Annotated in this window: 23 protein-coding genes and 1 pseudogene; 15 read left to right on the top strand and 9 right to left on the bottom strand. The window is 69.0% G+C overall.

All coding sequences use genetic code 11. From position 1 onward, the window contains the following. Positions 1–54 precede the first annotated feature (54 nt). Both A6I89_RS22080 and A6I89_RS22075 read left to right on the top strand, forming a co-directional pair. Positions 55–1,713, top strand: a complete 1,659-nt coding sequence (locus A6I89_RS22080) for a class I adenylate-forming enzyme family protein (protein WP_022598135.1) — start codon at positions 55–57, stop codon at positions 1,711–1,713. Continuing rightward, a complete protein-coding gene (locus A6I89_RS22075) occupies positions 1,710–2,156 on the top strand; it encodes a hypothetical protein (protein WP_022598134.1) in 447 nt (148 codons plus the stop codon). Before A6I89_RS22080 ends, A6I89_RS22075 begins: the two co-directional genes overlap by 4 nt. Here the strand turns inward: A6I89_RS22075 and A6I89_RS22070 are convergent. Continuing rightward, the gene (locus A6I89_RS22070) at positions 2,111–2,995 is read right to left on the bottom strand and encodes an alpha/beta fold hydrolase (protein ID WP_022598132.1); all 885 of its coding nucleotides are present in this window, start codon (positions 2,993–2,995) and stop codon (positions 2,111–2,113) included. The two genes, A6I89_RS22075 and A6I89_RS22070, sit on opposite strands and share 46 nt — an antisense overlap. Before the next feature lie 213 nt (positions 2,996–3,208). Then, complete coding sequence (locus tag A6I89_RS22065; protein WP_022598130.1) at positions 3,209–3,454, bottom strand: hypothetical protein; 246 nt, start codon at positions 3,452–3,454, stop codon at positions 3,209–3,211. A gap of 173 nt (positions 3,455–3,627) precedes the next feature. Here A6I89_RS22065 and A6I89_RS22060 point away from each other — a divergent pair, with 173 nt between their 5' ends. Beyond that, positions 3,628–4,032 carry a VOC family protein gene (locus A6I89_RS22060; protein WP_005517376.1) on the top strand — a complete coding sequence of 135 codons (405 nt, stop codon included), beginning with the start codon at positions 3,628–3,630 and terminating at the stop codon, positions 4,030–4,032. Between the two features lie 21 nt (positions 4,033–4,053). Here the strand turns inward: A6I89_RS22060 and A6I89_RS22055 are convergent, their stop codons facing one another. Beyond that, a complete protein-coding gene (locus tag A6I89_RS22055) occupies positions 4,054–5,043 on the bottom strand; it encodes a sigma-70 family RNA polymerase sigma factor (RefSeq protein WP_022598128.1) in 990 nt (329 codons plus the stop codon). 143 nt (positions 5,044–5,186) lie between these two features. Here A6I89_RS22055 and shbA point away from each other — a divergent pair, with 143 nt between their 5' ends. Further along, complete coding sequence (shbA, locus tag A6I89_RS22050) at positions 5,187–5,804, top strand: RNA polymerase sigma factor ShbA (protein ID WP_022598127.1); 618 nt, start codon at positions 5,187–5,189, stop codon at positions 5,802–5,804. A gap of 4 nt (positions 5,805–5,808) precedes the next feature. Here shbA and A6I89_RS22045 read toward each other — a convergent pair whose 3' ends face one another. Then, entirely contained in the window at positions 5,809–6,429 is a 621-nt protein-coding gene (locus tag A6I89_RS22045; protein WP_005517380.1) for an FHA domain-containing protein, read from the bottom strand. A 105-nt stretch (positions 6,430–6,534) separates the two neighbouring features. Between A6I89_RS22045 and A6I89_RS22040 the strand changes: the two genes are divergently transcribed. The 6 genes from A6I89_RS22040 (at position 6,535) to A6I89_RS22015 (ending at position 12,576) form a co-directional block, all read left to right on the top strand. Beyond that, entirely contained in the window at positions 6,535–7,371 is an 837-nt protein-coding gene (locus A6I89_RS22040) for an alpha/beta hydrolase (RefSeq protein WP_005517381.1), read from the top strand. A gap of 14 nt (positions 7,372–7,385) precedes the next feature. Beyond that, entirely contained in the window at positions 7,386–8,363 is a 978-nt protein-coding gene (locus A6I89_RS22035; RefSeq protein WP_022598125.1) for an alpha/beta fold hydrolase, read from the top strand. Positions 8,364–8,463: 100 nt separating this feature from the next. Then, entirely contained in the window at positions 8,464–8,808 is a 345-nt protein-coding gene (locus A6I89_RS22030; RefSeq protein WP_005517383.1) for a YciI family protein, read from the top strand. A gap of 6 nt (positions 8,809–8,814) precedes the next feature. Further along, complete coding sequence (locus A6I89_RS22025) at positions 8,815–10,086, top strand: RNA polymerase sigma factor (RefSeq protein WP_022598123.1); 1,272 nt, start codon at positions 8,815–8,817, stop codon at positions 10,084–10,086. 165 nt (positions 10,087–10,251) lie between these two features. Then, positions 10,252–11,463, top strand: a complete 1,212-nt coding sequence (locus A6I89_RS22020) for a PucR family transcriptional regulator (RefSeq protein WP_022598121.1) — start codon at positions 10,252–10,254, stop codon at positions 11,461–11,463. Positions 11,464–11,535: 72 nt separating this feature from the next. After that, entirely contained in the window at positions 11,536–12,576 is a 1,041-nt protein-coding gene (locus A6I89_RS22015; protein ID WP_232244803.1) for an MBL fold metallo-hydrolase, read from the top strand. A gap of 7 nt (positions 12,577–12,583) precedes the next feature. Here the strand turns inward: A6I89_RS22015 and A6I89_RS22010 are convergent, their stop codons facing one another. Both A6I89_RS22010 and A6I89_RS22005 read right to left on the bottom strand, forming a co-directional pair. Continuing rightward, positions 12,584–12,976, bottom strand: coding sequence for a DUF5313 family protein (locus A6I89_RS22010; protein ID WP_005517388.1), 393 nt, complete (start codon positions 12,974–12,976; stop codon positions 12,584–12,586). Between the two features lie 35 nt (positions 12,977–13,011). Then, positions 13,012–13,497, bottom strand: coding sequence for a MarR family winged helix-turn-helix transcriptional regulator (locus tag A6I89_RS22005; RefSeq protein WP_013417312.1), 486 nt, complete (start codon positions 13,495–13,497; stop codon positions 13,012–13,014). 156 nt (positions 13,498–13,653) lie between these two features. Here A6I89_RS22005 and A6I89_RS22000 point away from each other — a divergent pair, with 156 nt between their 5' ends. Then, on the top strand, positions 13,654–14,898 hold the full coding sequence (locus A6I89_RS22000) for an acyl-CoA dehydrogenase family protein (protein WP_013417311.1): 1,245 nt from the start codon (positions 13,654–13,656) through the stop codon (positions 14,896–14,898). 46 nt (positions 14,899–14,944) lie between these two features. On the opposite strand, the gene A6I89_RS21995 is transcribed toward A6I89_RS22000, so the two are convergent. Next, positions 14,945–16,150: a M20 metallopeptidase family protein gene (locus tag A6I89_RS21995; RefSeq protein ID WP_022598117.1), complete on the bottom strand. Its 1,206-nt coding sequence runs from the start codon at positions 16,148–16,150 to the stop codon at positions 14,945–14,947. Positions 16,151–16,245: 95 nt separating this feature from the next. On the opposite strand from A6I89_RS21995, the gene A6I89_RS21990 reads away from it, so the two are divergent. Continuing rightward, a complete protein-coding gene (locus A6I89_RS21990) occupies positions 16,246–17,292 on the top strand; it encodes an Lrp/AsnC family transcriptional regulator (protein WP_022598116.1) in 1,047 nt (348 codons plus the stop codon). Here the strand turns inward: A6I89_RS21990 and A6I89_RS21985 are convergent, their stop codons facing one another. Further along, the gene (locus A6I89_RS21985; RefSeq protein ID WP_022598114.1) at positions 17,293–18,054 is read right to left on the bottom strand and encodes an IclR family transcriptional regulator; all 762 of its coding nucleotides are present in this window, start codon (positions 18,052–18,054) and stop codon (positions 17,293–17,295) included. A gap of 69 nt (positions 18,055–18,123) precedes the next feature. Between A6I89_RS21985 and A6I89_RS21980 the strand changes: the two genes are divergently transcribed. From A6I89_RS21980 to dmpG, 3 genes are read left to right on the top strand one after another with little or no spacing between them, the layout of a single operon-like run. Next, on the top strand, positions 18,124–18,948 hold the full coding sequence (locus A6I89_RS21980; RefSeq protein ID WP_005517395.1) for a 2-keto-4-pentenoate hydratase: 825 nt from the start codon (positions 18,124–18,126) through the stop codon (positions 18,946–18,948). Beyond that, on the top strand, positions 18,945–19,889 hold the full coding sequence (locus A6I89_RS21975) for an acetaldehyde dehydrogenase (acetylating) (RefSeq protein WP_005517396.1): 945 nt from the start codon (positions 18,945–18,947) through the stop codon (positions 19,887–19,889). Before A6I89_RS21980 ends, A6I89_RS21975 begins: the two co-directional genes overlap by 4 nt. Beyond that, the gene (dmpG, locus tag A6I89_RS21970; protein ID WP_005517397.1) at positions 19,886–20,917 is read left to right on the top strand and encodes a 4-hydroxy-2-oxovalerate aldolase; all 1,032 of its coding nucleotides are present in this window, start codon (positions 19,886–19,888) and stop codon (positions 20,915–20,917) included. The genes A6I89_RS21975 and dmpG overlap by 4 nt, the downstream gene beginning before the upstream one ends. Before the next feature lie 169 nt (positions 20,918–21,086). Here dmpG and A6I89_RS21965 read toward each other — a convergent pair. Further along, a pseudogene (locus tag A6I89_RS21965) lies at positions 21,087–22,486 on the bottom strand (FAD-binding oxidoreductase). Between the last annotated feature and the right edge of the window lie 74 nt (positions 22,487–22,560).

The raw sequence follows: 22,560 nt of genomic DNA, 5'->3' as shown, positions 1-22,560 counted from the left end.
TTAGCGAAGTCAGCACCCGCAGGGACGTCGTCGTCCCCGGACAAGGAGATCGAGATGAGCCTCATCGACCCCGAGACGGTCGGCCGGTACGTGGAGTCCGGATGGTGGGGGACCGACCCGCTGCACCGGTTGGTGCGCGAACAGGCGGCGCGGACGCCGGACGCGGATGCCTACATCACGCCTTCTGCCCGGACCAGCTGGGCGACTTACGATTCCGTCGCCGACGACCTCGCGGCCACACTCGTGGCATTGGGCATCCCGGTCGGGGATCGGGTCGCGGTGCAGTTGCCGGACACGTTTCTCGTGCACGCGGCATTGGTCGCGACGGCACGCGCCGGCGTGGTGGCGGTCGGGATCGGCGCCCGCGCCGGCGACCGCGAGATCGCGCATCTCGTCCGCAAGACCGGTGCCCGGGCGCTCGTCACCCTCGACGCCCTCGCGGGCCGCTCGTCGTCGGTGCTGGTGCGCGAGCTGCGCGACCTCGGGCTGCCACTGGCCTTCCACGTCGTGCTGTCGGACCGGGGTGTGCACGACGTCTTCGACGTCTCCGGTCCCACCGCGGTGCCGATCGTGCCGGGCCGGGCCGCACCGGCCGACGTGGACGGCCGCAGCCTCGGTCCCGACGACCTGAACCTGCTCAACTCCACATCGGGGACCACGGGTCTGCCGAAGTGTGTGACGCAGTTCGACAATCGGTGGATGGCGTTCAGCCGTCTGGCGATCGAGGCCGGACACCTGGACGGCGACGACGTGTTCTTCGGTGCGGTTCCGGCCCCGTTCGGGTTCGGGCTGTGGACGTCGCACTACGCCCCGGCGATGTCGGGCGTCCCCACGGTGGTGCTGCCGAAGTTCGACGTGGAGACCATGATCCGGATGATCGAGCGGGAGCGGGTGACCGTACTGTGCTGCGTCAGCACCCAGTTCCGGATGCTGTTGAACTCGCCGCTCGCCGTGCAGGCGGACCTGTCGTCGCTGCGGGTGATGTTCACCGGCGGCGAGGCGGTGCCGGCGGATCGGGCTGCCGAGTTCGAGGACCGGACCGGGGCGTCCGTGCTGCAGTTCTTCGGGTCGAACGAGAGCGGGGCGTTCAGCGTCACCCGCGTCGAGGATTCCTTCGAACGCCGCATCGGTACCGCCGGACGGCTGATCCCGGAGATGCAGGTGCGCCTGTTCGACGAGGACGGCCGCGATGTGACCGCCACCGGCGGTCCCGGCCGGCCCGCCGGTCGCGGACCGTTGACGTGCGCGGGCTACTACGACGACGCCGACGCCAACGCCGAGCTGTTCACGAAGGACGGCTGGATGTTGATGGGCGACCTGGTGACCGTCGACGCCGACGACTACCTCACGCCCGTGGGGCGGACGTCCGACATCATCATCCGCGGCGGCAAGAACATCTCGGCGCCGCAGGTGGAACAGGAGGTCGAGACCCATCCCGCGGTCGACCTGGCCGGTGTCGTCGCCGTCCCCGATCCGGTGTTCGGAGAGCGGGTGTGCGCGGTCGTGAGCCTGCGACCCGGCCGGGCACTGACCCTTGCCGACCTCGTCGAGCACCTGAGCGCCCGGGGAGTGTCGAAGGAGCTGTTTCCTGAGCACCTCGTCGTCGCCGACGCGTTGCCGCGCTCGTCCGGCGGCAAGCTCGCCAAGGGGGAGATCCGGGCGCTGGCACTCGAGTCGGTCGTCGAGGCCACCGTTCGTGCGAGTGCGCAGTGAACCCGGTCAAGACCGTCGACGTGTTCACGTGCCGAGAGGTGCTCCGGATCCGCGCGGGCGTCGAGCAGGCGCCGGTCCCGGACGAACGGGCCGAGTACTACTGGTCCGAGTTGCTCAGGGACTGTTCCGAATCCGACGTTCTCGAGGCCACGTGGGCGCACTACCGGACCACGTCGAGGACGTTGTTGCCGGGAGACATCCTCGAGCGGGTCGGTGCCGTCGCCAGGAACCGGATCCGATCGTCCCGCCGGGTGGGTGAACGCCTGCTCCTGGACCGGGCGCTGCTCGGCTGGGACCCCGACCGGCTCGTCCGGTGGCACACGACGTTCACCGGCGAGATCGGTCGCGGCGCCGAGGCGGAGGCCGCGCGTGCGGTCGCCGACGCGTCGGTGTCCGATCACGCCGCACTGGACGCCGCCGCGAGCGCGTACGCCGCGGGCTGACGGGCCGCGTGGTGCGCCGCCGCGCGGTCGACGAGCCGCACCAGCGCGTGCGCGACCTCGTACGCCTGGTCGAGGATCACCGAATGTCCCGCGCCGCCGAGCCGAACCAGCTCGGCGGACGGGAGATTCGCGGCGATCGCGACGGAGTGCTCGAACGGCGTGACCATGTCGGAGGACCCGCCGAGGACCAGTGACGGAATCTCGGCCAGCCCCGCCAGGGATCGAGACTCGTCGAATCCGACGAGCGACCGCAGGAAGCCGTACATCGTCACCACCGACGTGGGGTTGTCGAGGACGAGACTGAGCAGGCGCTGACTCAGTCGCGGCAGGCGCTCGACCCCGAACTGGAACGCGGAGACGAGCGGGTGCCGCAGGAACCGGCCCAGGCCCGAGCGGGTGATGTCACCGGCTGCGGTCGACAGCAGACCCACCCCGACGACCCGGGTGCCCACGGCCCCCGGGTTCTGGCGCGCGTAGGCGAGAGCCGTCATCCCACCCATCGAATGACCGATCAGGACGATGGGGCCCGTCGGGACGACTTCCCGGATCACCGCGTCGAGGTCGCGTCCGAGTTGGTCGATCGTGTACGTGTGTGCGGGGGCGCTGCCCGATTCGCCGTGACCGCGATGGTCGTAGAAGACCATCCGGACCGCCGCACCCCACTCCCGCGTCAGGCGCGAGCGCAGTCGGGCCCACGAGTGGGTGTGCAGGCAGTGGCCGTGCACGAACACCGCGGTGACCGGGGCATCCACGGGCCCGTACTCGCGCACGGCGAGCGATACGCCGTCCTCGGACTGCACGACGTGACGACGGCTGCGGTCGTGAGTAGCGGACTTCATGGCGTCCTCCCGGTGTGGTGTCTTCCTGCTCCTTCCAATCTCGTCGTCCGGGGGTGCCGTCGACAGGCTCTCCGAGGTGGTCGTCGGGCCACCGAGGGGTGGTGTTCCCACCCCCTGGGGTCGGGCTCGGGTCGTGGTCGCGCGGAACATCGCCGGGTCGGGCGGCTCGACACGGCGGGTGGGGCCTTCCCGTACGGGATCGGGCCCCGCGGATCAGGCCGACTGTTGCTCGCCCCAGTCCTTCGCGATCTCGGGATACCCGGCCGCGATCTCGTCCACGCGTGCGGGCGTCGCGGATTCCAACTCGGCCCGATGCCGCTGCGCCTCGGCGAGAGATCCCGTGAAGCCATTGGCGGTGGGTACCGGTGACGGCTCCTTCTCGGTGGGCGCCTGCAGTTCCAGCGCGTGGATGAGTCCGTCGAGTCGACTCGCCACGAAGTGTCGCTTGTCCTCACTCATGAATCCATGACACCACCGCGCCGCGCGCGTGCCTAGTCCCTCCGCGATCTCGATGACGGACGGCCGCGATGAGTTTTCGGTGCGGCGGTGGTCTGTCATCTGTGCGGGCCCCGAACGGGCCCGGCCTCGACCCCCACTGCGAACAGACCAACCGCGAACATAAGGAGAGCCCCATGTCCCGTCTGATCTTCGTCAACCTGCCGGTCGAGGACGTCGCCGCGAGCCGGTCCTTCTTCGGTGGCCTCGGCTTCGAGTTCAACGAGCAGTTCTGCGACGGAAGCACCGCCTGCATGGCGATCAACGACTCGGCGTGGATCATGATGCTGCAGAAGGACCGCTTCCGCGACTTCATCGCCGACGACATCTGCGACACGTCGAAGAGCCGCGAGGTGCTCACCTGCATCTCCGCGGACAGCCGCGACGGCGTGGACGCGCTCGTGGATGCCGCCATCGCGGCCGGTGGCAGCAAGTGGATGGACCCGCAGGATCACGGCTTCATGTACGGCCGGTCGTTCCGCGATCTCGACAACCACGTGTGGGAGGTCATGTGGATGGATCCGGCAGCCGCCGGTCAGTGATGCCGACGACCGCGGGGGTCGTCAGAGTTGCGGTGGCAGCCCGAACCTCTCGAACAGGTCGACGTCGAAGAAACACGTGACGTGGGCGACCCCGCGCTCGGTGATGTCGAGGACGTGCAGTTGGAACGGGCGGTGCCCGCCGTCCGGTTCCCGCATATAGAGGCCGAGCGCGGGCTGGCCGTTGCCCGACGCCGGCAGCAGTCGCATGTCGCCCGGGCCCTCCGACGGGCACTTCTCCTTGATGAGCCGGGCGATGTCGGCGCCGCCGACGTACCAGCCGACGAACGGGGGCATCTCCCACACCGCGTCCTGCGTGAACAGGTCCACCAGACCGTCGATGTCGTAGCGTTCGAATCCGTCGACGTACCGGCGCAGCAACTCGCGGGCGTCGTCGGACTCCGGTTCCACCAGTGCGTCCGGGTTGGGTGTGGCCTCGGAGAGCTGTGCCCGTGCGCGCTGCAGCAGGCTGTTGACCGCCGCGGTGGACGTGCCCAGCGCCTCGGCCACCTCGGCGGCCTTCCACTGCAGAACGTCCCGCAGGACCAGTACCGCTCGCTGCCGGGCCGACAGGTGCTGCAGGGCGGCGACGAACGCCAACCGCACCGACTCGCGGGCGGCCACCACCGTCGCGGGATCGTCCGCACCCCACCCGGAATCGCCCCACACCATCGAATCCGGGATCGGCTCCAGCCATGGCACCTCGCGGCGCTCGATCAGTTCGTCCGAGGGGTCCGAACTGGGTGCCCCCAGGCCGGTGGGCAGGGGTCGGCGCTCGCGGCCCTCGAGGGCCGTCAGGCACGTGTTGGTGGCGATCCGGTGTAGCCACGTGCGCACGGACGAGCGGCCGTCGAACTTGCCGTAGCCGCGCCACGCACGCACCATCGTCTCCTGCAGCAGGTCCTCCGCGTCGTGGATCGAGCCCATCATGCGGTAGCAGTGCGCAAGTAGTTCGCGCCGATAAGGATCAGCGGCAGTGAGGAACTGGTCGTCGAGACTCTGCTCTACGGTCATGTCCGGAACCCTAGTTGCGGAGTCCGACAAGCGGAACAGGGTGCGCGACCGCCACCCGAGGGTGCCTGTCGGGGGCAGCGCTCCCCGCAGAGGATCGAAGACGTGGGACGGCCGACCGCGCCGTCCGCGTTGGGAGATTCGAGATGCGTGCACACGCTCCGACCGCGACGTCGAAGAACGAGATGACCGCCGAACGTGCCCGCGAGGTACTGCAGGAGTGGGTACCGGACGCCGTGGCCGGCGACCCCCGGGCACGCGAGCGAGTGCTCGCGATCGTCTACCCACTGGTGCGCCGGTACTGTTTCGCCCGGCTCGGCCGCGGGGCCCTGCAGTCCGTCGCCGAGGACGTCTCCCACGAGGCGTGCGTCGCCCTGATGACAGCCCTGCCGCGCTACTGCGACCGCGGAGCGTCGTTCCTGACGTACGTCTACGCGATCGCGGGTCACAAGGTGATCGACGCCCGACGCGCCGCCGGAAGGGCATGCGCGCCCATCGAGGACGCGGGCGAGGTGGTGTGCCCCGAGGCCGGGCCGGAGGAACGTGCGATCGCCGGTGAGCGGGGGACGTGGGCACGCAGCCTCGTCGAGACCCTGCCGCCGCGGCACCGGGACATCCTCGTCATGCGCCTGGTGTGCGGTATGTCGGCCACCGAGACCGCCGCCGCCCTCGGCACCACCCCCGGGGCGGTGCGCATCGCACAGCATCGTGCGCTCACCCGGTTGCGCGCGCAGGTGCGGCCGGACGTGCGGGCCGCGGCCTGACCGGTCACAGATCGTGTTCGGTGATGACCCCGCTGTGCAGCGCCTTCTCGACCAGGCGCAACCGCTTCTGGTTCTGCGGCAGGTTCTCGACACCGAACTTCGCGAACAGCGCACGCAGGTGCGTCTTGACGGCGTCGACGCTGAGGAACACCTCGTCGGCGACCTGCTGATTGGACGCGGGATTCGCGAACGCCGCGTTGTGCTTGTACGGACGGCACAGCGCGATCAGGATCTCCCGCTGCGTCCTGGTGAGCGACCGTACCGTCGGGATGTCCGCGGCCACCCGGGTGGGCTCGCCGCCCTGACGCGCGAGGTCGCGGAACACGAAGGCCGAGTTGCCGATCCGGATGCTGTCGCCGTTCCGTAGGCGCCGGCGTCCCGAGATGCGCTCACCGTTGACGAACGTGCCGTTGCGGGACAGGCCGTCGTCGACGATGGTCCAGTCCGTACCGATCCACTCGAGTGTCGCGTGCAGGCGCGAGACCTCGGGGTCGTCGGCCAGCGAGACGTCGGCGTCCGACGATCGGCCCACCGTCACGCGCGGGCTGTCGATGGACAGTGTCACCTCCCGGGCGTGCCCGGTCTCGTCGGTGTACCTCAGGAACGGGGCATCGGTGGTACTCATCGCGACTCCTGTCGGCCACCTTCATCGTCCCGCCGCGCGATCGGGCTGACAAGCGCCCGGCGACAAGCGCCCCACGACGCCGTCCGCACACCTAGACTCGCTTTCGTGCAGCACACAGAGTCGGAATTCGCCGGGGTGCACGGCACCCGCATCGTGTACGACGTCTGGCGTCCGGACGGTCCGCCGACGGGCATACTCCTGCTCGCGCACGGTCTGGGCGAACACGCGCGTCGCTACGACCATGTCGTCGAACGCTTGGTGGGGCTCGGTCTCGTCGTCTACGCGCCGGACCACCGCGGGCACGGTCGCTCCGGTGGCAAGCGGATCGAGTTGCACGACTGGTCGGAGTTCCTCGACGACCTGCACCGGTTGTCGGCCGTCGCGATCGCCGAGAATCCGGGCCTGCAACGATTCCTGCTGGGACACAGCATGGGCGGCGCGATCGCGCTGTCGTACGCGCTCGACCACCAGGACGAATTGTCGGGTCTGATCCTGTCGGCGCCGGCCGTGGACGTCGTGGGCGGCAAGCCGCGGGTGGTGATCGAGATCGGCAAGATCCTCGGTCGGTTCGCACCCGGAATACCCGTCGAGACCCTCGACGCGAAGTCGGTCTCCCGCGATCCCGCGGTGGTCGCGGCGTACGAGTCCGACCCTCTCGTCCATCACGGAAAGGTCAAGGCGGGCATCGCGCGGGGGATGATTCTGGCCGCCGAGAGCTTCCCGGCTCGGTTGCCGTCGCTGACCATTCCGGTCCTGCTGCTCCACGGCACCGAGGATCGCCTGGCCGACGTCTCCGGTAGCCGGATGATCGCGGCCCACGCCGGATCGAAAGATCTGACGTTGAAGACGTACGACGGCCTGTTCCACGAGGTTTTCAACGAACCCGAGCAGGAGAAGGTGCTCGACGATCTGGTCGATTGGCTCCGCCCGCGCCTGGAGTGACTTAATATTCCGGAATGACCGATCCTGCAACGACACTCACGCACCGGACGGTACGCGTCGGGGACCTCGACATGCACATCGCCGAGCAGGGCGAGGGCGACCCGATCGTGCTGTGTCACGGCTTCCCGGGACTCTGGTACAGCTGGCGGCACCAACTGTCGGCGCTGTCCGCGGCCGGCTACCGGGTGATCGCCCCCGACATGCGCGGTTACGGACGCACCGACGTGCCCTCCGATCCTCGCGAGTACGACCGCCGGCACACCGTCGACGACATGGTCGGCCTGCTCGACGCGCTCGGCATCGAGCAGGCGGTGTTCTCGGGCCACGACTTCGGCGCGCAACTGGTGTGGGACCTGCCGAACTGGGCGCCGGGACGCGTCCGCGCCCTGATGCAGTTGAGCGTGCCGCGAATGCCACGGTCGCCGGTCCGGCCCACCGACGGCTTCCGGTACATGTCGTCGCAGCACTTCGTGCACCTGCACTACTTCCAGGAGTACGGACCGGCCGACCGCGAACTCGGCGACCACCCGCGCGAGTTCCTGTCCAAGATCTTCCACGCGCTCAGCGGAGCGAACCGTTACCTCGACTGCTGGGACTTCCCGTCCGAGGGCAACGGCTACCTCGACGTGCTGCCCGAACCTCCGGCGTTGCCGTGGCCGTGGCTCAGCGAGGACGAATTCGGCTACTACGTGGACGAGTTCACGCGCACCGGCTTCACGGGCGGCCTCAACTGGTATCGGGCCGACGACTACGTGTGGGAGCAGAACGAGGAACTGCACGGCCGTCCCGTCACCGTCCCGACCACGTTCATCGCCGGCGCGAAGGATCCGGTGCTCGAGATGATGGGGGAGAATCCGTTCGAGACGATGGCCGCGATGGTGCCCGGCCTGCGCTCGACCCACGTGATCCCCGACGTCGGGCATTTCGTGCAGATGGAGGCAGCCGACCAGGTCAACACCGCGATGCTCGAGTTCCTCCGCGGGCTCGACTGACGGCGCGAAAGAAAGTTCACCCGCGCTGTCCTTTCGGGGCCACCTCGTTCGTCGTCATGGTGTACCGCAACAATGAGCACCTCTCGAGGAGGAACCGATCATGAAGTACCTGCTGCTGATCAACGCCGAGTCCGCCGACGCCACGAGCGACTGCACGCCCGAGGACTGGATGGTCTACGACAAGGAGGTCAAGGACGCCGGGATCTTCGTCTCGGGTGAGTCGCTGGCCGACCTCGTCACAGCCACCAGCATCCAGGTGGGGGACGACGGCACCCGCACCGTCACCACCGACGGACCGTTCGCCGAGGCCCGTGAGGTGCTGGGCGGCTTCTACGTGATCGACGTGCCGGACCTCGATGTCGCGCTCGACTGGGCGGCCCGCTGTCCCGGCTCGCGCGGCGGCGGCCGGATAGTGGTGCGCCCCATCGCCGACTTCGGCAACTGACGTCCGATGGTCAGCGGGAGCGGTGGCCGCGCGACCGACGCGGAGACGTCCGTCGAGGCGGTCTTCCGGGAGGAGCGCGGCCGCCTGCTCGCCGCTCTGGTGAGCAGGTTCGGCGACCTCGATCTGGCGGAGGAAGCCACGTCGGAGGCGATCGAGGCCGCGCTGCGGCGTTGGCCGGTGGACGGCGTGCCGTCCAAGCCGGGGGCCTGGCTGCTGACCACGGCGCGGCGCCGGGCCGTGGACCGTCTGCGGCGTGATCAGGTGCTCGCGGCGCGGATCGCGGTGCTGCAGGTGGAGGCGGATCGCGCCGATCCCGCCCCTGCTGCGGACGTGGGCGGCGAGTTGCCCGACGAGCGGCTCCAGTTGTTCTTCACGTGCGCGCACCCCGCGCTGCCGGCCGAGGACCGCACGGCGCTGACCCTGCGCTGTCTGGCAGGGCTCACGACGTCCGAGGTGGCCCGGGCCTTCCTCGTCCCGACCGCGACGATGGCGAAGCGGATCACGCGGGCCAAGAAACGGATCCACGATCTGCGGATCCCGTTCCGGGTGCCGGACGCCGACGAGCTGCCGCAGCGGCTACCCGGTGTCCTGCAGGTGCTGTACGCGATCTTCACCGAGGGCTACGCCGCCAGTACCGGACCACGGTTGCAGCGACTCGACGTCGCCGAGGAGGCAATCCGGTTGACCCGTGTTCTGCACCGCCTGCTGCCCGGCGAACGCGAGATCGCCGGGCTCCTCGCACTGATGCTGCTGGTGCACGCCCGCCGCGGCGCCCGCACCGGTCCGGGCGGCGAAATGGTGCTCTTGGAGGATCAGGACCGCGCGGTGTGGGACCGGCCGCTGATCGAGGAAGGAAGTGCGCTGGTGCTGGTGTCGCTCACGGGCGGCCCACCCGGCGCATACGGGGTGCAGGCCGCCATTGCGGCACTGCACGACGAGGCACCCGACGTCGCGAGCACCGACTGGCCGCAGATCGTCGCCCTGTACGACGTGCTGCTCCGGTTGGTGCCGTCGCCGGTGGTGGCGATGAGTCGTGCAGTTGCGGTCGCGATGCGGGACGGTCCGGCGGCGGGGCTCGCCCTGCTGGACGAACTCTCCGAGGAACCGCAATTGCGGGCGCACCATCCGTATGTCGCAGCGCGGGCCGAGTTGCTGGCGCGCCTCGGAAGGCGGGAGGAGGCGGCCGCGGAGTACCGGCGCGCACTGGACCTGGTCGGGACCGACCCGGAGCGCGATCACCTGCGAAACAGGCTGCAGGCGACGACGGATCGGGCCTAGCGCGGCCCGTGGGTGCTCGGTGGGGTGAACCGCGGGTGGCGGCCGGCGCCGATCTCCACAATCCCAGTGCGGCGACGCGAGATATGTTCGGTTTCGGCGATTTTCGGTGGGGACGGCCCCTCCGGATGCGCTACTCGCCGGCGGTCGGCGGCGTATGGTTCGGGCATGCCGTCGGATGACGAGCTCAGGCGCGGCGCACCGAGCGCCGCGGTGCTCGCGATCCTGGACCGGCTCGACGTCCGGTTCGACGCACTGGAGCGTAGGCGGTGCTCGGCGGACCCGGGATACTCGTTCCATCCGGAGTTGTTGCAACGCAGCACCCTTCGGTTCTTCCGAATTGCCTCGCGGGCGATCCGGGAGAACCGGACGTTCACCGCCGACGAACTGCTACCGGTCCGTGAGGGTGCCGTTCAGGCAGCGGTGGACGGGGCGTCCTTGTCGGCTGTGCTGCACAGTTGGTACCGGTTCGGCCGAATCCTCCTGGACGAGTGTCGTGCCGCGGCCGCGGGTGAGCGCGCCGCGGCGTTGGTCGACATCGCGGACGGCGTCCTGCGGCTGCAGGAGGTGGTCACGCGCACGGTCGTGGATTCGTACGAGTGCGAGCGGGTGGCGCTCGAGGGCGACGAGCAGCCGTCGCGCGAGTTGCTGGCCAGACTGCTGCTGGCGGGCCAGGACGCGGACCCTACGGCGCGCTGGTGCGGCATCGAACTGGCCGACGAGTACTCGGTACTAGCTCTGTCCGGCGGCGACGTGGAGACGGACGCGAAGGCGTGGCGGACCAGGGAGGCGCGCACGGTCCGGGTGCTCGATGCGGTCGGCACACCGCCGACGCTTGCCATCGTGGAGCCCGATTCGGCGACCGTGCTCGTCCCGAGACGTCCCGGCGCGGACACCGACTGGTTCCGGCTGGCGGTAGATCTGACCTCGGCGGTGGGTGAGGTGGTCGGATCCGCCGTGACCGGGGCGGTGTCCGGTCCGGTCAAACGCCGCGAACTCGCGGGGGCGGGGGCGCTGGCACGCGAACTCGTCGAACTGGCACGCCGGATGGGCCGGGAGCCGGCGGTGTATCAGCTGAAGGACCTTGCGTTGCCGTTCCAGCTGTCGCGGGCCACCGCCGGACACCACTACCTGGGAGACTGTCTACTGCCGTTGGATCCTTTCCCCGAACTGATGGAGACGCTCGATGTCTATCTCCATCACGACCTCGACCGTGGGCGGACGGCGCGCGCTCTCGGCATCCACCCGAACACGGTCAACAACCGGCTGGGTCGGATCCGCGATCTCGTCGGTCTCGACCCCAACTGCTACGAGGGAATCATGACGCTGGGATCTGCGCTCGAGGCGCGTCGTGCGGGCGGCGGGACGTCCGCGTACTGAACCCGTCTCCGGGCCGTCTCGCTCAGCGGTTCGGGCGGATCGAGACGGATCCGCCCGTGGCATGTTCGAGACGTGGATTTGCGTAGTAGTGCTCCGACGGCAGCCGGGCCGGACTCGGTGCCGCACTGGACGGCTCCTGGTTCGTACGAGATCTCGCCCGGCGTGTTCCGCATCCCCTTGCCTCTACCGGAGGGGCCGCCGGCGATCAACGTGTATGCGGTCGCCGACGGCGACGACGTCGTTCTGATCGACTCGGGATGGGCCACCGAGGACGGGGAGCGTCACCTGGTGCAGGGGCTCGAACGCATCGGGTTCGAGCCGAGCGGGATCAGCCGGTTCCTCATCACGCACTGGCACACCGACCACTACTCGCAGGCGCTCGAGGTTCGCCGACGGCACGGCACGCCCATCAGTCTCGGCGTCGGCGAGCGGGCGACGGTCGAGTGGCACGCGGCCGGCGCAGAGGCGGCGCGAGTGTCGTCCGGCGCGGCCGCCACCCTGGCGCGGGCGGGCGCACACGACATGATCGCGATGATGCACGGTGTCCCCGATGTGAGGGTGGAGTTGCCGGACCATTGGCTCGAGGGCAACCCGCGGATCGTGCTGCGGAACCGAACTCTCGTTGCGATCCCCACCCCGGGGCACACGAACGGGCACTACTCGTTCTGGGATCCGGGGGCCAGGTTGTTCTTCACCGGCGACCACGTCCTTCCCCGGATCACTCCGTGGATCGGGCTCGAGACCGCGCCGGGCCGATTGCCGCTGGGCGACTATCTCGCCTCGCTGCTACTGGTCCAGACGATGCCCGACGCTCAGTTGCTGCCCGCACACGGTCCGACGATGCCGAGCGCGGCCACGCGTGCTCGGCAGCTCATCGATCACCATCACGGCCGTCTGGACCGCACCCTCGACGCCGTGTCGTCGCACGGGGTCACGGCGATCGACGTGGCGCACCGGTTGCGCTGGACGCGACGTGACCAGAGGTTGGGTGACCTTCCCGCACCGCTGCGGCCGTATGCGGTCATCGAAACCGTTGCGCACCTGGACGTTCTGGTCGACCGCGGTGCGGTGCAGGTGGCCGAGTCCGACGGCGTCGCGCTGTACAGCAGATGAGGACGCCTCAGAACGCGTGGGGGTGCGCCTTCTCGTACGCGGCCTTCTCGGCGTTGTGGCGCGCGACCTTCTTGGGGTTCTCCAGGTCGGGGTTCAAGCCGTGCCTCTCGAGCCGGCGACGACGGTTCTGCTCCATGTAGGCCGCGGAGAAGAACAACGCCAGGAAGACGCCGAGGAGCACCATCGATCCCCGCAGCCACACCGGGCCGGGGAACAGGAAGAACGCCGCGAAGATCGGCAGGAATGGCACCATGCTGCGAATCATGTGCCGCGGCACTGCCCAATCGCCGATGAGGTCGTTGCGGACCCAATCCTGCATCGAGTCGGGAAGCTTGCGGCCGCACGCGTAGGCGATCCACTGGAACGGGTTGGGGCGCTTGGCTTTCGAACGTGGTGACATGTCCTGAATACCTGTACCTGTCTGGAGGGGGCGGTTCACTCGTGCAGGGCGCCGGCGCGCAGGGCCGCCGCATTGACTCGAGTGAGAACGGAGTGGAGTTCTTCGAGTTCGGCGAGGCTCACACCGAGTCGCTGCACGACGGCGCCGGGGATGCGTTCGGCCTGGGTGCGCAGGGCCTTCCCGGCTTCGGTGAGTTCGACGACCAGTTGGCGCTCGTCGGCGGCGCTGCGGGTGCGCGTGATGAGGCCGCCGGACTCGAGTCGCTTGAGCAACGGGGAGAGCGTGGGCGAATCGAGTTGCAGCGCCTGCCCGATCTCCTTCACCGACATGGGTGCGCGGCCCCACAGTGCGAGCATCACGAGGTACTGCGGGTGCGTCAGGCCCATCGGCTCGAGAAGGGGGCGGTAGACCGACAGCACTGCGCGGTTGGCAACCGCGAGGGCGAAGCACACCTGCCGATCGAGGGCCAGGGGATCGACGTCGCCCCAGTCGACATCCTGCTCGGGGAGGGTCGTGGTCATGGAATGAAGCATACACGATTAAGTCGTGCACTAACTAAATGACCGTGGGGTGGACAAAAGAGAACGCGTTCTATATGTGTGGATGTGGCGGCCGCCACGGGGTGGCCCGGTCTGTCATGCAGGCCACACCGAGAGCGCACCGACTGGAGTTCCCACATGTACGAGTGGTCAGACACCGACCTGATGTTCCGCGACGCACTGCGTGGCTTCATCGACAAGGAGATCAAGCCGCACGTCGACAAGCTCGAGACCGGTGAGCTACCTCCGTACGACATCATCCGCAAGATGTACGCCACCTTCGGCATGGACGAGATGGCCAGCGAGGCGCTCGAGAAGTCGTTCGCGAAGGAGGAGGCGAAGGAGCGCGGCGAAGCGCCCGCCGACTCCGACGAGAAGTCCGGCGGATTCAGCGGCGCGGGCAGCATGGGCGTCATCCTCAACAGCGAGATCGCGGGCGTGAGCCTCGGTCTGGTGGCGTCGATGGGTGTCAGCATCGGCCTCACCGCCGGCACGCTCCGCAGCCGCGGCACGCTGGCCCAGAAGAAGCGCTGGCTGCCGGGCCTGGTCACGATGGAGAAGGTGGGCGCGTGGGCCATCACCGAGCCCGACTCCGGTTCCGACGCGTTCGGTGGCATGAAGTCCTACGTCCGCCGCGACGGTGACGACTACATCCTCAACGGGCAGAAGACGTTCATCACCAACGGCCCATACGCCGACGTCACCATCGTGTACGCCAAGCTCGACGAGGGCGACGCCTCCGTCGACCGCCGCGACCGCAAGGTTCTCGGCTTCGTGCTCGAGAAGGGCATGGAGGGTTTCACGCAGAGCCCGCCGTTCAAGAAGATGGGCATGAACTCCTCGCCCACCGGCGAACTGTTCTTCGACAACGTCCGGATCTCCAAGGATCGACTCCTCGGCGAGACCGAGAACCCGGCCAAGGGTGACGGCAAGGAGAGCGCGAAGGAGTCGTTCGCGGCCGAGCGAATCGGTATCGCCTCGCTCGCGCTGGGCATCATCAACGAGTGCCAGCGGCTGTCCATCGACTACGCCAAGAACCGCAAGCTGTGGGGCAAGGAGATCGCCCAGTTCCAGCTCATCCAGCTCAAGCTGGCCGAGATGGAAGTCGCGCGCCTGAACGTACAGAACATGCTGTTCAATGCCATCGAGCGCAGCAACTCCGGCTCTCCGCTCAGCCTCGCCGAGGCGTCGGCGATGAAGCTGTACTCGTCGCGGGCCGCCACCGAGGTCGCGATGGAGGCCGTCCAGCTCTTCGGCGGCAACGGCTACATGGCCGAGTACAAGGTGGAGCAGCTCGCGCGCGACGCCAAGTCGCTCATGATCTACGCCGGTTCCAACGAGATCCAGGTGACCCACATCGCGAAGGGGCTGCTGGGCAAGTGATCTCGGCCTCGGTCCGCACGAGGGGAACGTGCGGACCGAGGGCCGTTCACGCTGCGCTGTCGACCGCGGCGAGCCGCCGGAGCGCGAGCTCGCTGTAGAGCGCGGCGCCGTCGCCCAGGACGGCGTCGTCGAATTCCGCGAGCGGCGAATGATTGAAGGCGGCCGCCCTCGGATCGCGGTCCGCGGGGCAGGCGCCGAGGAACACGAACGCTCCCGGAATCTCGTTCAGAACGCGCGAGAAGTCCTCGGACGCGGCCGCCGGCTGCGGCTGCCAGGCGAAGCGCTCGGGGCCGTGGACCTCGGCGACGACGTCGGCGACGAACTGCGTCTCGGTGTCGTCGTTGACGGTCACCGGGTACTGCTCGTCGTAGTCGACGTCCACCTCGAGCCCGTGCGCGGCGGCGATTCCCCGGCACACCCGGTTGATGCCGTCCCGGACCTTCGCCTGGTTCTCGGGGGAGAAGGTGCGCACGGTGATGTCGAATCGGGCGTCGTCGGGGATGACGTTGGCCGCGGTGCCGGAGTGGAACGAGCCGACCGTGAGCACGACCGGGTCGAACGGGGGGAATGTGCGGGTCGCGAAGGTCTGCAGCGCGGTCACCATCTCGCACGCCGCGGGAATCGGGTCGAGGGCCGCGTGAGGTGACGACCCGTGGCCACCGCGGCCCAGGACGCGCACGGTCGCAACGTCACTCGCGGCCATCAACGGGCCCTTGCGCGTGACGAACACGCCGCCTGGGGCTCCCGACGCGCTGACGTGCAGGCCGTACGCGGCCACCGGGCGCGACCCCGACGCCTCGAGCACACCCTCGGCCAGCATGTGCCCGGCGCCGTCGTAGCCCTCCTCGCCGGGCTGGAACATGAACACGACGTCGCCCGCGAGGTGCTCGCGCCGCGCCGACAGCAGGTGGGCGGCGCCGACGAGCATCGAGGTGTGCAGGTCGTGCCCGCACGCGTGCATGTGGCCGGGAACCGTCGAGGCGTAGTCGACGTCGGCACGTTCGCCCACCGGCAACGCGTCCATGTCGCCGCGCAGCAGGACCGTCGGTCCGGGTCGGCCGCCGCGCAGTACCGCGGTGACCGACGTCAGTGCGGTGCCGGTGCCGACCTCGAGCGGCAGACCGTCCAGTGCGGCGAGCACGCGCTCCTGTGTGCGCGGCAGGTGCAGACCGACCTCCGGTGCAGCGTGCAGTTCGCGGCGCAGCCGGACCAGATCCCCGTGCAACTGCTTGGCGTCCTCGGTCAACGACACTGGCGTCTCCTCTCCTCGCGGTGTGCCGCGTCGGCGCGGCTGAGGCATGATGCCCATGACGTGCGTCACAATCATCGAAACTGCAGGATTTTGTCGTGAGGAACGAATCGGTTCAGGAATCTGACGTTCTGGACGAGCTGGACCTGAGCCTGATCAACACCCTTCAACTCGGGCCGCGAGCGCCGTGGGCGCAGATCGGTGCCGCGCTGGGGGTCGACCCGGTGACCGCCGCCCGCCGCTGGTCCCGCCTGGTGGAGAGCGGGTCGGCGTGGGTCACCGCCCACCCGGCGGGTCCGCAGACGGCGGCGCTGATCGAGATCGAGTGCGTGGCCGGTCAGGTGCTGCAGACCGCGGAGATCCTGGTGCGGTGGCCCCACGTCCTCACCGTCGAGCACACCAGCGGCGCCCGCGACCTGCTCCTCACGGTGAGCGTCGAAAGCCTAGCGGCACTGTCGGACCTATTGCTGCGCGCAATCGAGAAGCTGCCCGGAATCCGTTCCACCCGAACGCACCTCGTGATCCGCCCGTACGCGATGGGTGGGGACTGGCAGCTGCGGGCGCTCGACTCCGACCAGCGGGCACACCTCGACGGCCGCGGCCCACGCACGACGGGCACACTGCGTCCACTGGACGACGCGGACCGGGCGCTCATCGCGTGCCTGTCCCGGGACGGCCGGGCGTCGCTCACCGATCTGGCCGCGGAACTCGGCTGCAGCGTCAGCACCGCGCGCCGCCGGGTGCGTGTCCTGCTCGAGCGGCACTCGCTGCTGCTGCGGTGCGACGTGGCACAGCCGCTGTCGGGTTGGCCGGTGTCGGTGTGGATGTGGGCGCACGTGCCGGTGGACGAGTGCGACGCCGTCGCGCAGCGCCTGATCGAACTGCCGGAGACCCGCGCGTGCCTCGTCCTGACGGGGGCGCCGGCCAACTTCTTCTACTCGGTGTGGGTGCGGTCGCTCGAGGACGTCCACCGACTCGAACAGCTCCTGCGGCGGACGGTGCCGTCGCTCGAGATTCTCGACCGCACCGTCACGCTGCGCTTCTTCAAACGGATGGGACGCGTCCTCGACGAGTCCGGACGCAGCGTCGAGGCCGTCCCGATGGATATCTGGTCGGATCCGGTCGCGAACGCCGAAGGCGTGTGATCAGCGCAGGCGCGCCCGACGCGACATCGTGCTGCGCAGCCCCTCGGCGGCGGCCCGGACTGCGGCGACCTGACTTTCGGGCCGGTACCGGTTGGTGGGTCCGGTGACGCTGATGGCCGCGACGATGTGGTCGTCGGCCCCGAACACCGGCGCGGCCACGCACGCGATTCCCAGCGCCGACTCCTCGCGTTCGAACGCGACACCGGTCTCGACCACCTTGTCGAGCTGGGTCTGCAGGATGCCGGGCGCGACGATCGTGTGCGGCGTCCGCCGGACCAGCGGTGCCGACAGCACCGCGCGGCGCAGGTCCGGTTCGCAGTGGGCAAGCAGTGCCTTACCGATCGCGGAACAGTGCAGCGGGATGCGGCCGCCCGTCCGGGACGGGGAGATCGCCTGGCGGTGACCGCCGATCTTCGCGACGTAGACGACGTCGTGTTCGTCGCGGACTCCGAGGTGCACGGTCTCGTGGCTGCGCTCGTAGAGGTCCTGCAGGAACGGCATCGCCATCTCGAGCAGACTGCGTTCGAGCGATGCGAGCATCCCGAGTTCGAACAGCCCACCGCTGAGCCGGTAACCGCCGTCGACACGGTCGAGGAGCCGGTTCGCCACGAGCTCGCCGGCGAGCCGGTGCACCGTCGCTTTGTGCAGGCCGGTGCGCCGCACCAGCTCGGCGAGTGACACGACATTGTCCTCGGGGCGGTAACTGCGCAGGATCGCGACGGCCTTGCCGAGGACCGTGTCGAGGTTCGCCGCACCGGTCACCCGACAAGCGTATCGCTGAGCGAGACGGAAGGTTGGCCTCGGGCGGTTCCGCCCAGCACAGTTAGCGTCATGACCCAGTCCACGAACTCCACCGCGGTGAGCGAGTCCGCTATCGCCGCTGCCGCGGAGCGCCTCGCGTCGGCCGCCGCGGCCGGTGTGCCCTGCGCGCCGATCCGTGACCTGATCGGCGCCGACGACCTCGTTGCCGCGTACCAGGTGCAGGAACGCGTCAACGACCTCCGGATGAAGGCGGGCGCCGTCGTCGTCGGCCGCAAGATCGGTCTGACGTCGGTCGCCGTCCAGCAGCAGCTCGGCGTGAACCAGCCCGACCTCGGCGTCCTCTTCGACGACATGCAGTACGCCGACGGCGACGACGTCCCGATGAGCGTGCTGATCCAGCCGAAGATCGAGGGCGAGGTCGGCTTCGTACTCGGCGCCGACCTGGTCGACGGCCCGCTCGATGCCGCGCAGGTGCGCGACGCGATCGAGTACGCGGTCGCCGCACTCGAGATCTGCGACAGCCGAATCGAGAACTGGGACATCCGCTTCGGCGACACCGTCGCCGACAACGCGTCGTCCGGCGTCTACGTCCTCGGCACGCAGCGCCGCACGCTCGACGAGTTCGAGCCCAAGGACGTCGTCATGTCGATGGCCGTCGACGGTCGGGAAGTCTCCTCCGGCAACGGCGAGGCCTGCCTGGGCGACCCGATCGAGGCCGTCGTGTGGCTCGCCCGCACGGCCCGTGAGCTGGGTCAGCCGCTGCGCGCCGGTCAGGTCATCCTGTCCGGTGCCCTCGGCCCCATGGCGCCGGTCCAGGCCGGCAACGTCGTCACCGTCTCCGTGTCCGGACTCGGTGTCGTGACCACACGTTTCAAGGAAGGAACCGAGGCATGAGCAAGGTCAAGGTCGCGATCATCGGATCCGGCAACATCGGCACCGATCTGATGATCAAGGTGCTCAACCACTCCGATCACCTCGAGATGGGCGCGATGGTCGGTATCGACCCGGCGTCGGACGGTCTCGCGCGCGCCGCGTCCATGGGCGTGCCGATCACCGCCGAGGGTGTCGAGGGCCTCGTCGGCCTCCCCAACTTCGACGAGATCGACATCGTCTTCGACGCGACGTCGGCCAAGGCCCACGTCGTGAACGACGCGCGTCTGCGTCCGCTCGGCAAGCGCATGATCGACCTCACCCCCGCCGCGATCGGCCCCTTCGTGGTGCCGGCCGTCAACGGCGACGAGCACATCGACGCTCCGAACGTGAACATGGTGACCTGCGGTGGCCAGGCCACGATCCCGATGGTCGCGGCCGTCTCCCGGGTCGTCCCGGTCGCCTACGCCGAGATCGTCGCCTCGATCGCGTCGAAGTCCGCCGGCCCCGGCACCCGCGCCAACATCGACGAGTTCACCGAGACCACGTCGAGCGCGATCGTGTCCGTCGGTGGCGCCAAGCGCGGCAAGGCGATCATCATCCTGAACCCGGCCGAGCCGCCGCTGATCATGCGCGACACGGTCTTCTGCCTGGTCGACGCTGCGGACCCGGCCACCCACGACCAGATCCGCGAGTCGGTCGCGAAGATGGTCGGCGACGTCGCCGCCTACGTTCCGGGCTACCGCCTCAAGCAGCAGGTCCAGATCGCCGAGATCCCCGCGGACCAGCCGGTCGAGACCCTCATCGACGGCGGCAACCGCCCGACCCACCAGGTGTCGATTTTCCTCGAGGTCGAGGGCGCAGGACACTACCTGCCCGCCTACGCAGGCAACCTCGACATCATGACCTCTGCCGGCCTGCAGATCGCTGAGCGCATCGCCCAGAAGAAGGAAGCCACCCGATGAGCACCAACCCCACCATCTTCGTCCAGGACGTCACGCTGCGCGACGGCATGCACGCAGTGCGCCACCGCATCTCGCCGGAGGACGTCAAGCGGATCGTCAAGGCTCTCGACGAGGCCGGCGTCGACGCGATCGAGGTCGCGCACGGTGACGGTCTGGCCGGCGGCTCCGTCAACTACGGTCCGGGCTCCAACACCGACTGGGAGTGGATCGAGGCTGCGGCGGAGGTACTCGAGCACGCCCGCCTGACCACCCTGCTGCTGCCGGGTGTCGGCACCATCGAGGAGCTCAAGCACGCCTACAAGCTGGGTGTGCGCTCGGTCCGCATCGCGACGCACTGCACCGAGGCCGACGTCTCCGCGCAGCATATCGAAACGGCCCGCGAGATCGGCATGGACGTCTCCGGCTTCCTGATGATGAGCCACATGGCTCCCGCCGAGGAGCTGGCCAAGCAGGCCAAGCTGATGGAGTCCTACGGCGCACACTGCGTGTACGTCACCGACTCGGGCGGACGCCTGACGATGAACGGCGTCCGGGACCGCGTCCGCGCGTACAAGGACGTGCTGAACGAGGGTACCGAGATCGGCATCCACGCCCACGAGAACCTCTCGCTGTCGGTGGCGAACAGCGTCGTCGCCGTCGAGGAAGGCGTCTACCGCGTCGATGCATCGCTCGCCGGTCACGGTGCCGGTGCCGGCAACTGCCCCATCGAGCCCTTCATCGCCGTCGCCGACCTGCACGAGTGGAAGCACGGCTGCGACGTCTTCAAGCTGCAGGACGCGGCCGACGACATCGTCCGCCCGCTGCAGGACCGCCCGGTCCGCGTCGACCGCGAGACCCTCACCCTCGGCTACGCGGGTGTGTACTCGAGCTTCCTGCGCCACGCGGAGGCCGCGTCGGCTCGCTACGGCATCGACGTTCGCACCCTGCTGCTCGAGGCCGGCAAGCGCAAGCTGGTCGGTGGCCAGGAGGACATGATCGTCGACATCGCGCTGAACCTCGTCGCCGAGCGCGAGGGCCAGAGCGCCTGATCCGAGGCAACTCCCAACTCGGGCGCCGTGACCGAATCGGTCACGGCGCCCGAGTTGTCTTGTACGACAGTCGGATTACCGGGCGCCTTCCGTATCGCGCACCTGCCGGGCGCGCGCCTCGCCGATGGAAGCGATCCGATCCGGTCGGCTGCGCGGCGCCGCGGCGGGTTCAGCCGGCACGCCCGCCGGTCTCACCGAGCGCGGAGACCAGAACCTTCGGGTTGAGGATGCCGGTGGGATCGACAGCATGCTTGATGCGACGATTCAGAGCGAGGAGCTCCGGTGACAGCGCCGCGGCCAACGCCGCACGCTTGTGCCGTCCGATGCCGTACTCGGTGGGAACGGTGCCACCGAGAGCGACGACGAGTTCATGGATCTCACTGCGCGCCGCAGCGGCTGCGACAGCGGCCGCGTCGTCGCCGTGCGGATAGCCCAGGACCGGGTGGGTCAGTTCGTCCGCGGCGTGCGTGCAGCTGACGATGGTCGTTCCGTGGCGCTCCGCGATCGCGGCCAGCCCGTCGGTCAGTTCGCCGAGACGCCGAAGCGGCACCGCCACGTCGTCGCTGATCAACGCGCCGACCTGCTCCAGTGCCTCGTAGATCGCGTGGCGCGGGCGATCGAACACTTCCCCTTCGAACTCGTCGTCGGTCGCGAAAACATCTGCGGCACCGTGGCTTTTGCACGCCTTCTGCATGGCGTCGATCTCACTCGGAGCCCCGAGTCCGGCGTCTGAGCGCGCGATCAGCAGAGCGCCGGCCGTCCGATCGAGGTCCATCCGGAGGAAGTCCTCGGCGAGACCGATCGCGGCACTGTCCATGATCTCGAGTTGGGACGGGCTGAGGGCGGCCGCGATGTCCTGTGCGGCGGCGGCAGCGTCGGACATGTGCGGAAAGTACGCCACCAGCGTGTGGGGGGACGCCGGTCGGGGAACGAGACGAAGGGTACGCTCGTGATCACGCCGAGTGTTCCTTCGCTCCCCACGAAGAGCTTCGTCAATGCCAGACCGGGTGAGTCCTTCACGCGGGTCCCGCCGAGCTCCACCGCCGAACCGTCGGCGAGAACCACCGTCAGGCCCAGCACGTAGTCACTCGTGACGCCGTACTTCGCGCAGCACGGGCCACCCGCGTTGGTCGCGACGTTGCCTCCGATGGAACAGATCTCGAACGATGACGGGTCCGGTGGGTAGAACAAGCCGGCGTCGGCGGCAGCCTCCTTGACGTCGGCGGTGGCTGCTCCCGGCTCGACGACGGCCGTCCGTGACTCACGGTCTACGGAGATCGTGGTCATCCGTTCCAGACTGAGAGTGATGGCTCCGTCGATGGCGGTGGATCCTCCGACCACGCTGGTGCCGGCACCCCGGGGAACGACCGGAACACCGTGATAGACGGCGAACCTGAGGACCTCCTGGACGTCGGCCGTGTCGGCGGCACGTACCACCACGGCGGGTGTTCCGGACTCGGGATCGAAGCTCCAGTCCTGCCGATAGGACTCGAGTAGATCGGGATCGGTGAGAACGGCGCCGGGTGAGAGTCGTTCTGCGAGCGCATTCAAGGATTCGCTGTCAAGCATGCGGGCCACGATATCCCAAGGGGCGGTGCGATTTTCGAGAGGTTGTGTTCCATGTCACTCGGCTTGATCTCAAC

It is taken from the genome of Prescottella equi (assembly GCF_002094305.1).
GTDB lineage: Bacteria > Actinomycetota > Actinomycetes > Mycobacteriales > Mycobacteriaceae > Prescottella > Prescottella equi.
This window is presented reverse-complemented; position numbering and strand designations above follow the sequence as displayed.